8 protein-coding genes are annotated in these 8,515 nt (G+C 63.1%); 2 read left to right on the top strand and 6 right to left on the bottom strand.

The features are described from left to right. Nucleotides 1–261: 261 nt before the first annotated feature. The 6 genes from paaK to paaF form a co-directional block, all read right to left on the bottom strand. Nucleotides 262–1,587 (bottom strand): phenylacetate--CoA ligase PaaK, encoded by a 1,326-nt coding sequence (gene paaK, locus AC07W4_RS24510; RefSeq protein WP_495034312.1) that lies wholly within the window; start codon nucleotides 1,585–1,587, stop codon nucleotides 262–264. Nucleotides 1,588–1,685: 98 nt separating this feature from the next. Further along, nucleotides 1,686–2,897, bottom strand: coding sequence for a 3-oxoadipyl-CoA thiolase (pcaF, locus tag AC07W4_RS24505; protein WP_495034311.1), 1,212 nt, complete (start codon nucleotides 2,895–2,897; stop codon nucleotides 1,686–1,688). Next, nucleotides 2,890–3,339, bottom strand: coding sequence for a hydroxyphenylacetyl-CoA thioesterase PaaI (paaI, locus tag AC07W4_RS24500; protein ID WP_495034310.1), 450 nt, complete (start codon nucleotides 3,337–3,339; stop codon nucleotides 2,890–2,892). The genes pcaF and paaI overlap by 8 nt, the downstream gene beginning before the upstream one ends. After that, nucleotides 3,332–4,849, bottom strand: a complete 1,518-nt coding sequence (paaH, locus tag AC07W4_RS24495) for a 3-hydroxyacyl-CoA dehydrogenase PaaH (RefSeq protein WP_495034309.1) — start codon at nucleotides 4,847–4,849, stop codon at nucleotides 3,332–3,334. The genes paaI and paaH overlap by 8 nt, the downstream gene beginning before the upstream one ends. A gap of 3 nt (nucleotides 4,850–4,852) precedes the next feature. Then, nucleotides 4,853–5,644, bottom strand: a complete 792-nt coding sequence (gene paaG / locus AC07W4_RS24490) for a 2-(1,2-epoxy-1,2-dihydrophenyl)acetyl-CoA isomerase PaaG (protein WP_495034308.1) — start codon at nucleotides 5,642–5,644, stop codon at nucleotides 4,853–4,855. Nucleotides 5,645–5,684: 40 nt separating this feature from the next. Further along, nucleotides 5,685–6,458: a 2,3-dehydroadipyl-CoA hydratase PaaF gene (paaF, locus tag AC07W4_RS24485; protein ID WP_495034307.1), complete on the bottom strand. Its 774-nt coding sequence runs from the start codon at nucleotides 6,456–6,458 to the stop codon at nucleotides 5,685–5,687. 348 nt (nucleotides 6,459–6,806) lie between these two features. Between paaF and paaY the strand changes: the two genes are divergently transcribed. Both paaY and paaX read left to right on the top strand, forming a co-directional pair. Continuing rightward, the gene (gene paaY / locus AC07W4_RS24480; RefSeq protein ID WP_495034306.1) at nucleotides 6,807–7,403 is read left to right on the top strand and encodes a phenylacetic acid degradation protein PaaY; all 597 of its coding nucleotides are present in this window, start codon (nucleotides 6,807–6,809) and stop codon (nucleotides 7,401–7,403) included. 165 nt (nucleotides 7,404–7,568) lie between these two features. Next, a complete protein-coding gene (gene paaX / locus AC07W4_RS24475) occupies nucleotides 7,569–8,492 on the top strand; it encodes a phenylacetic acid degradation operon negative regulatory protein PaaX (protein WP_429392334.1) in 924 nt (307 codons plus the stop codon). Nucleotides 8,493–8,515: the final 23 nt, after the last annotated feature.

The raw sequence follows: 8,515 nt of genomic DNA, 5'->3' as shown, positions 1-8,515 counted from the left end.
CGAGGCACCGAATGTCAGGGGCAAGAGCGTTTGGTTACTTTGCGCTTTTCAAAGTGACCCGCCGTAAGGGCGGAACCATAAGCGGCCGTTACCGAAGAAACGGATATGTACGCAATCAACAAAAGACAAGCCGGCTGTCAGGCCGCCTTCGTCGGAACGCCGCCCGGACCAAGCCCGTTCCCACAGGGATTGTGCTCCTGAGTCGGTAAAGCCAGGCCAAAAAAAACCCCGCAATTAGCGGGGCCATAAAGGGTGCAGCAGTCATGCTTTAGGACGTTTATCCAACACGTGGCAAGCCTTGCCCTCCGACCGTTTGATCGAATGAAGCGGCTGCAAAACAATCCGCGAACTGATCCCGATATACGTCTTGATGTGTTTGCTCAATTCCCCACAAACAGCCTTCTGCTGTTCTTCGCTCAGGTGCTGGTGCTCAGCCTTCAACTCGACATGCACATCAACGCTGTCCAGGTTGCCATTGCGATACAGATGGATCTCATAGCACTCGGCGAGTTGTTTGACTTTGAGAACCTGTTCCTCGATCTGCGTCGGAAACACGTTGACCCCGCGGATGATCAGCATGTCATCACTGCGCCCGGTGATCTTGTCGATGCGGCGCATCGGTCGCGCGGTGCCTGGCAGCAGGCGCGTCAGGTCGCGGGTGCGGTAGCGGATCATCGGCAGGGCTTCTTTGCTCAATGAGGTGAACACCAGTTCGCCCATTTGCCCGTCCGGCAGCACTTCGCCGGTGACCGGGTCGATGATTTCCGGGTAGAAGTGGTCTTCCCAGATGGTCGGGCCGTCCTTGGTTTCGGCGCATTCCATGGCGACACCTGGCCCCATGATTTCCGACAGGCCGTAGATGTCCAGGGCAGTGATGCCCAGGCGCGCCTCGATGGCGCTGCGCAGTTCGGCGGTCCACGGCTCGGCGCCGAAGATGCCCAGGCGCAGGGCCAGTTTGTGCGGGTCGATGCCCTGGCGCTCGATTTCATCGGCGATGTTGAGCATGTAGGACGGCGTGACCATGATGATGTCCGGCTGGAAATCCTTGATCAGCTGCACTTGCTTTTCGGTCTGACCACCGGACATCGGGATCACCGTACAGCCCAGGCGTTCGGCGCCGTAGTGGGCGCCGAGGCCGCCGGTGAACAGGCCGTAGCCGTAGGAAATGTGCACCTTGTCGCCACGGCGGCCACCGCCGGCGCGGATCGAGCGCGCCACCACGTTGGCCCAGGTGTCGATGTCGTTCTGGGTGTAGCCGACCACGGTCGGTTTGCCAGTGGTGCCGCTGGAGGCGTGCAGGCGCACGATGTCGTTCATCGGCACGGCAAACATGCCATAGGGGTAGTTGTCCCGCAGGTCGGACTTGGTGGTGAAAGGGAATTTCGCCAGGTCTTCGAGGGACTTGATGTCGTCCGGGTGCATGCCCAGTGCATCGAAACGCTGACGGTACAGCGGCACGTTGTTGTAGGCGTGGTTCAGGCTCCAGCGCAGGCGCTCCAGCTGATGCTGGCGCAGCTCGTCGATGCTGGCGGTTTCCAGCGGGTCCAGCACGGGGTCCAGCACGGCTTTGGCAATTGGCATGTTCATGTGTTCACTCGAATTGTTTTTGTGTTCCAGCCCTTTGCACAAGGGCTTTGAGTGCATGCCCCAAGGATACCTCTCGGCTCCTTGGGAATCGCGATTCTTTAGTGGGATAGACGCTCGATGATCAGCGCGATCCCCTGGCCGACACCTATGCACATGGTGCACAGGGCGTAGCGGCCATTGCGTTCCTCAAGCTCATGCAGGGCGGTGGTCACCAGGCGTGCGCCGCTCATGCCCAGTGGATGGCCCAGGGCGATGGCGCCGCCGTTGGGGTTGACTCGCGGGTCGGTGTCGCTCAGGCCCAGTTCGCGCAGCACCGCCAGGCCCTGTGCGGCGAAGGCTTCGTTGAGCTCGATCACGTCCATGTCGGCCAGGCTCAGGTTGGCCACTTCCAGCACTTTGCGCGTGGCAGGGACAGGGCCGATGCCCATGATCCGTGGTTCGACGCCGGCGGTGGCCATGGCCACGACCCGGCCACGGGCGGTCAGGCCGTGGCGTTTGGCGACTTCCGGGCTGGCCAGCAGCAGTGCGCAGGCCCCGTCGTTGACCCCGGAGGCATTGCCGGCGGTGATGCTGCCGCCTTCGCGGAACGGCGTGCCGAGTTTGGCCAGCTGTTCAAGGGTGGTGTCGCTGCGGGGGTGTTCGTCGTGCTCGACCACTTTGGCCGGGCCTTTGCGCTGGGGGATTTCCACTGCGACGATTTCCCTGGCCAGACGTCCGTTGGCCTGGGCGGCAGCGGCGCGTTGCTGGCTGCGCAGGGCGAACGCATCCTGATCGGCCCGGGAGATGTTGAACTGTTCGGCGACGTTCTCTGCCGTTTCCGGCATGGAGTCGATGCCGTAGGCCTTTTTCATCAGCGGATTGACGAAGCGCCAGCCGATGGTGGTATCGAAGATCTCGGCTGACCGGGAAAACGCTTGCTCGGCCTTGCCCATCACCAGCGGCGCGCGGGACATGGATTCCACGCCGCCGACCAGCATCAGCCCGGTTTCGCCGCTGCGAATCGCACGGGCGGCGGTACCGATAGCATCCAGCCCGGAACCGCACAGACGATTGAGGGTGGTGCCCGGCACGCTGACCGGCAACCCGGCCAGCAACGCCGACATGCGTGCGACGTTGCGGTTGTCTTCGCCGGCCTGGTTGGCGCAGCCGTAGATCACGTCGTCGACCGTGTTCCAGTCCACTTGCGGGTGGCGGCGCAGCAGTTCGCGCAGCGGCACCGCGCCGAGGTCGTCGGCGCGCACGCTGCTCAGGACGCCGGCGTAACGGCCAATCGGGGTGCGGACTGCATCGATGATCAGGGCGTCATTCATTGGGGGTCTCCTGCGTCAGCACCGGGCCGCGCACTTTGTAGGATTTGCCGTGGAACAGGGCGATCAACTGGCCCTGCTGGTTTTCAATGCGCACGTCATAGTTGCCGGTGCGACCCGAACGGCTCTGCTCGATGCAGTCGGCGTTCAGCGTGTCGCCCAGGCGCGCCGGGGCGATGTAGTCGATGCTGCAACCGATGGCCACGGTGGCCTCGTTGTAGCTGTTGCAGGCAAAGGCGAACGCCGAGTCGGCGAGGGCGAACAGGTAGCCGCCGTGGCACGTGCCGTGGCCCTGGACCATGTCGGCGCGCACGGTCATGCCGACCCGGGCGCAACCGGGGCCGGCCGAGAGCAGGCGCATACCCATGGCCTGGCTGGCGTTATCACGCTGGAACAGCGATTGCGCGCATTCACTGGCCAGGCTCATGGCTTCGTGGTTAGTCATGGAATGTTCTCCCTTCGGCGACGCGACGGCGCAGCAGCAGCGACGGCCGGTAGCGTTCTTCGCCATAACTGGCTTGCAGGTTTTCCAGCGTTTGAAGAATGTGCGACAGGCCAATGGCATCGGCCCATGCCAGCGGCCCTTGCGGGTAGTTGACCCCGGCGCGCATGGCCAGATCGATGTCGGCGGCCGAGGCCACGCCTTGCAACAGGGCGTCGGCGGCTTCGTTGGCGAGCATGGCCACGGTGCGCAGGACGGCGAGGGCCGGGCTGTCGCTGAGCAGGCTGACCTTGAGGCCGGCCCGTTGCAGCAGGGCAACGCCCTGTTCGAGGGCTAGCGGATCAATGCCAGCCGCATGGCTGATGGCGATGCGTTTGGCATTACCGAAATCGAACGCCAGATCCAGCAGGATCAGGTTGCGCAGCCCGTCTTCGCGAGCCCGCTGGCAGGCCATGCGTCCGTCACTCAAGGCCAGCACGGCATCACCGACCCGCAGCAAGCCTTGGCCATCACGCTGGACGATCTCGACGCCTTGTTCATGCAAGCGTGCGAGCAAGCCTTGAGCGATACCGAGATCGCCTTCCACAGCACACGCCTCGACCGTCCCATCGCTGCTGATTTCAGCGGCGTGCGGGCGTTCCGCACCCTGGACGTAGCTGTAGAAACCCTGACCGCTCTTGCGTCCCAGGCGCCCGCCGTCCACCAGTTCTTTCTGGATCAGCGACGGCAGGAAGCGCGTGTCCTGGTAATAGGCGTCGAACACCGAGCAGGTCACGGCGTAGTTGACGTCGTGGCCGATCAAATCGGTCAGCTCGAACGCGCCCATGGCAAAACCGCCGGCCTCGCGCATCAGGGCATCCAGTGTCGGGCAGTCGGCCGCGCCTTCCTGCAGCATCCGCAGGCTTTCGGCATAGAACGGCCGGGCCACGCGGTTGACGATGAAGCCCGGTGTCGAACGGGTGTGCACCGGTTTTTTGCCCCAGGCTTTGGCGGTGTCGTGCAGGCATTGCGCCAATGCCGGATCGCTGGCCAGGCCGCAGACGACTTCCACCAGCGCCATGACCGGTGCCGGGTTGAAGAAATGCAGGCCGAGCAGGCGTTGTGGATGCTCAAGCTGTGCGGCGATGCTGGTGATCGACAGCGACGACGTGTTGCTGGCGAGGATGCAATGTTCGCCGCAAATGCCTTCGAGCTGGCGGAACAGGGCGCGCTTGACCTCGAGGTTCTCGACGATGGCTTCGATGATCAGGTCGCAATCGGCCAGGGCTTCGATGGCTTCCACCGCTTGCAGGCGGGCGACGGTTGTGCTGCGTGACTCGGCCGACAGTTTGCCGTTCTCGACTCGCTTGCCCAGTTGGCGGTCGATGCCTTCAATCGCTTGGGCGGCAGCGCCGGGACGATTGTCCAGCAGCAATACCGGATGGCCGGCCTGGGCCGCGACTTGGGCGATGCCGGCACCCATGGCCCCGGCGCCGATCACGGCGATGCGTGCAGATGTGTTCAGTGCGGTCATGACTCAGCGCCCCTTGAAAACCGGGGTGCGTTTTTCCATGAAGGCGCCGACGCCTTCGCGGTAGTCCTCGCTGCGCCCGGCCAGGCGCTGCAGGTCTTTTTCCAGCTCAAGCTGCTCGTCGAAGCTGTTGCTCAGGCTGGCGTTGAGGCTGCGTTTGATCAGCGCCAGGCCGTAGGTCGGCTGGGTCGCCAGGTGGCGGGCCAGTTTTAGGGCCTCATCGCGCAAATCGGCGTCGTCCACACACTGGTAGATCAAGCCCCATTGCTCGGCTTGTTCGGCGCTCAGGCGGTTGCCCAGCAGGGCTAAAGCCTTGGCCCGAGCCATGCCGACAAGGCGGGGCAGGGTCCAGGTGCCGCCTGAATCGGGGATCAAACCAATCTTGCAAAACGCCTGGATGAAACTGGCCGAACGTGCCGCCAGTACCAGGTCGCAGGCCAGCGGAATGTTGGCGCCGGCACCGGCGGCGACGCCGTTGACCGCGCAGATCACCGGCAATGGCAGGTCGCGCAACTGGCGGATCAACGGGTTGTAGAACTTCTCGATGGACTCGCCCAGGTCCGGCACGGCACTGCCCGGCGCGACATTGCGGTCGCTCAGGTCCTGCCCGGCGCAGAAGCCGCGACCTTCACCGGTCAGTAGTAAAACGCGCACGTCCGGGTTCTGCCGCACTTGTTTGAGCGCTTCCTTCACTTCGCCATGCATCTGGGTGTTGAAGCTGTTGAGCTGGTCTGGCCGGTTGAGGCTGAGCAGGGCGACGCCGGCGTCGATGGAAAACAGGATGTGTTCGAAGTTCATGGTCTGGGCGTTCTCTTGGCAGTCGTTCGAAGTCGTTGGATTACTGGCCGGTGAAGGTCGGCGCGCGTTTTTCCTGGAAGGCCGCAATGCCTTCGTCGCGGTCGCGGGTGCCGGCCAGCACGGTGAAGGCGTGGCGCTCGAAGCGCAGGCCGCTGGCCAGGTCGGTGTCCATGGCCTTGAGCAGTGACTCCTTGGCCAGGCGCACCGCCAGCGGTGCCTTGGCCGCAATGCTGCGGGCGATGTGCAGGGCGCGCTCGACGGTGAATTCCGGTTGGGTGACTTCGCTGACCAGGCCGGCGCGCTGGGCCTGGCGGGCGTCGATCGGCTCGCCGGTCAGCACCATTTGCATGGCCATGGATTTGCCGACGGCGCGCAGCAGGCGCTGGGTGCCACCGGCGCCGGGCATGATCCCGAGGTTGATTTCCGGCTGGCCGAAGCGCGCGTCTTCCCCGGCAATGATGATGTCGGCGTGCATCGCCAGTTCGCAGCCACCGCCGAGGGCGAAGCCGTTGACCGCGGCGATCAGCGGTTTGCTGAAACGGGTGATGGTTTGCCACGAGGCCTGGCGCGGATCGTCGAGGATGCCGACCAGGTTGCGCTCGGCCATTTCCTTGATGTCGGCGCCGGCGGCGAAGGCCTTGCGGCTGCCGGTAAGGACCACGGCGCGGGTGTCGGGGTCGGCTTGGGCGATGTTCAGTTCAGCGGCCAGTTCGCCCAGCAACTCGGTGGTCAAGGCGTTCAGGGCTTGCGGACGCTGCAGGGTAATCAGGCGGACGCCAGGCTCGATCAATTCGACGGCAAGGGTCAGAGGCATGGCGGATGCTCTCACGGTGCACGCTCGGCGTGGTGCCGGCTCGTTATTGGATCGGCCTCAGGGGCCGGTTTTGCCCAAGTATAGCTACAACGTGATACGCAAATGCAATACTAAAATTGATTTAATGTGTCCTAATTGTGTGGTTTCCGATTTTATGTCTTTCTGTTGAAGGGGCGCTGATAATGGGTTGTTCCCTGAGTTCATTGGGTTTTGCAGCGTTTTTAGGGGCGCGTTGGTTTTCGTCGGAAAGGTGCGTTTCAAGTGATACGGTTTTTAGTCTTTGTGCTGGTAAAAGTGATGTGATACAAAATAGGCCATTATTTGCATCGCTTTGCGAAGGAACCTGCCATGACCTGCTACAGCCTTGATGGCCTGACTCCGGTGGTTGACCCGAGCGCTTATGTGCACCCGTCCGCCGTATTGATCGGCGACGTGATCATCGGCCCGCATTGTTATGTCGGTCCGCTGGCCAGCCTGCGCGGGGACTTCGGGCGGATCGTGCTGGAGGAGGGCGCCAACCTGCAGGACACCTGCGTGATGCATGGTTTCCCCGACAGCGACACAGTGGTGGAGCGCAACGGCCACATCGGCCACGGCGCGGTGCTGCACGGATGCCGCATCGGCGCCGATGCGCTGGTGGGCATGAATGCGGTGGTGATGGACAACGCCCGGATCGGCCCGCGTTCCTTTGTGTCGGCGGCGGCGTTCGTCAAGGCCGGCTTCGAATGCCCGGAACAGTCGCTGGTCATGGGCGCACCGGCCAGCATCAAGCGCAACCTCAGCGATCAGGAAGTGGCGTGGAAACAGGCCGGCACCCGGGAGTATCAGCAACTGGCCCAGCGTTGCCTTATGCAGATGCAGGTGTGCGAACCGCTGAGCGAACCGGAGCCGGATCGCCCGCGTATCAGTGACAGTGGGTTGCGGCCAAAAGGCAGTGTCTCGTGAACACAGGTCCCCTGTGGGAGCGGGCTTGCTCGCGAAAGCGGAGTGTCAGACGACAAATTTATCGACTGACATACCGCCTTCGCGAGCAAGCCCGCTCCCACAAGGGATTGGGATTAACCCCTTGGCTTTCGGTATATTCCTCTTCTTTTTTTGCACGGAACGCCCATGTCGTCCCTGACTCCCTTGAACCATCTGATTACCCGCTTCCAGGAGCAGACGCCGATCCGCGCCAGTTCCTTGATCATCACGTTGTACGGGGATGCCATCGAACCCCATGGCGGTACCGTGTGGCTGGGCAGCCTGATTCAGTTGCTCGAGCCCATCGGCATCAACGAGCGGCTGATCCGCACCTCGATTTTTCGCCTGACCAAGGAAGGCTGGCTGACCGCCGAGAAGGTCGGTCGTCGCAGTTACTACAGCCTGACGGGCACCGGTCGTCGCCGTTTCGACAAGGCCTTCAAGCGGGTCTACAGCACCACGATGCCGGCCTGGGATGGTTCCTGGTGCCTGGTGATGCTCTCGCAACTGACCCAGGACAAACGCAAACAGGTGCGCGAGGAACTGGAATGGCAAGGCTTCGGCGCGATTTCGCCAGTGGTGCTGGCCTGTCCGCGCAGTGACCGGTCCGACGTCAACGCGACCCTGCTCGACCTCGGCGCCCAGGAGGACACCATCGTCTTCGAAACCACCGCCCAGGACGTCCTGGCCTCCAAGGCCCTGCGCCTGCAGGTGCGCGAGAGCTGGAACATCGATGAGCTGGCGGCGCATTACAGCGAGTTCATCCAGTTGTTCCGGCCGCTGTGGCAAGCCCTGCGCGAGCAGGAAAACCTGCAACCGGCCGACTGCTTCCTGGCGCGTGTGCTGTTGATTCACGAGTACCGCAAGCTGCTGCTGCGCGACCCGCAACTGCCGGACGAGTTGCTGCCCGGCGACTGGGAAGGCCGCGCCGCCCGCCAGTTGTGCCGCAACATTTACCGTTTGATCTACGCCAAAGCCGAAGAATGGTTGAACGCTGCGCTGGAAACGGCCGACGGTCCGTTGCCGGATGTCGGTGAAAGCTTCTATCGGCGTTTTGGCGGACTGAAATAGCACGTCATTGTTCAGGGAGTGGT

The sequence above is a fragment of the Pseudomonas sp. GW821-FHT02A08 genome (assembly GCF_059422045.1).
This window is presented reverse-complemented; position numbering and strand designations above follow the sequence as displayed.

Excerpts from the sequence above, each read along its gene's own strand:
- paaK (WP_495034312.1), bottom strand. The coding sequence starts at position 1,587 with ATGAACATGCCAATTGCCAAAGCCGTGCTGGACCCCGTGCTGGACCCG.
- pcaF (WP_495034311.1), bottom strand. The coding sequence starts at position 2,897 with ATGAATGACGCCCTGATCATCGATGCAGTCCGCACCCCGATTGGCCGT.
- paaI (WP_495034310.1), bottom strand. The coding sequence starts at position 3,339 with ATGACTAACCACGAAGCCATGAGCCTGGCCAGTGAATGCGCGCAATCG.
- paaH (WP_495034309.1), bottom strand. The coding sequence starts at position 4,849 with ATGACCGCACTGAACACATCTGCACGCATCGCCGTGATCGGCGCCGGG.
- paaG (WP_495034308.1), bottom strand. The coding sequence starts at position 5,644 with ATGAACTTCGAACACATCCTGTTTTCCATCGACGCCGGCGTCGCCCTG.
- paaF (WP_495034307.1), bottom strand. The coding sequence starts at position 6,458 with ATGCCTCTGACCCTTGCCGTCGAATTGATCGAGCCTGGCGTCCGCCTG.
- paaY (WP_495034306.1), top strand. The coding sequence starts at position 6,807 with ATGACCTGCTACAGCCTTGATGGCCTGACTCCGGTGGTTGACCCGAGC.
- paaX (WP_429392334.1), top strand. The coding sequence starts at position 7,569 with ATGTCGTCCCTGACTCCCTTGAACCATCTGATTACCCGCTTCCAGGAG.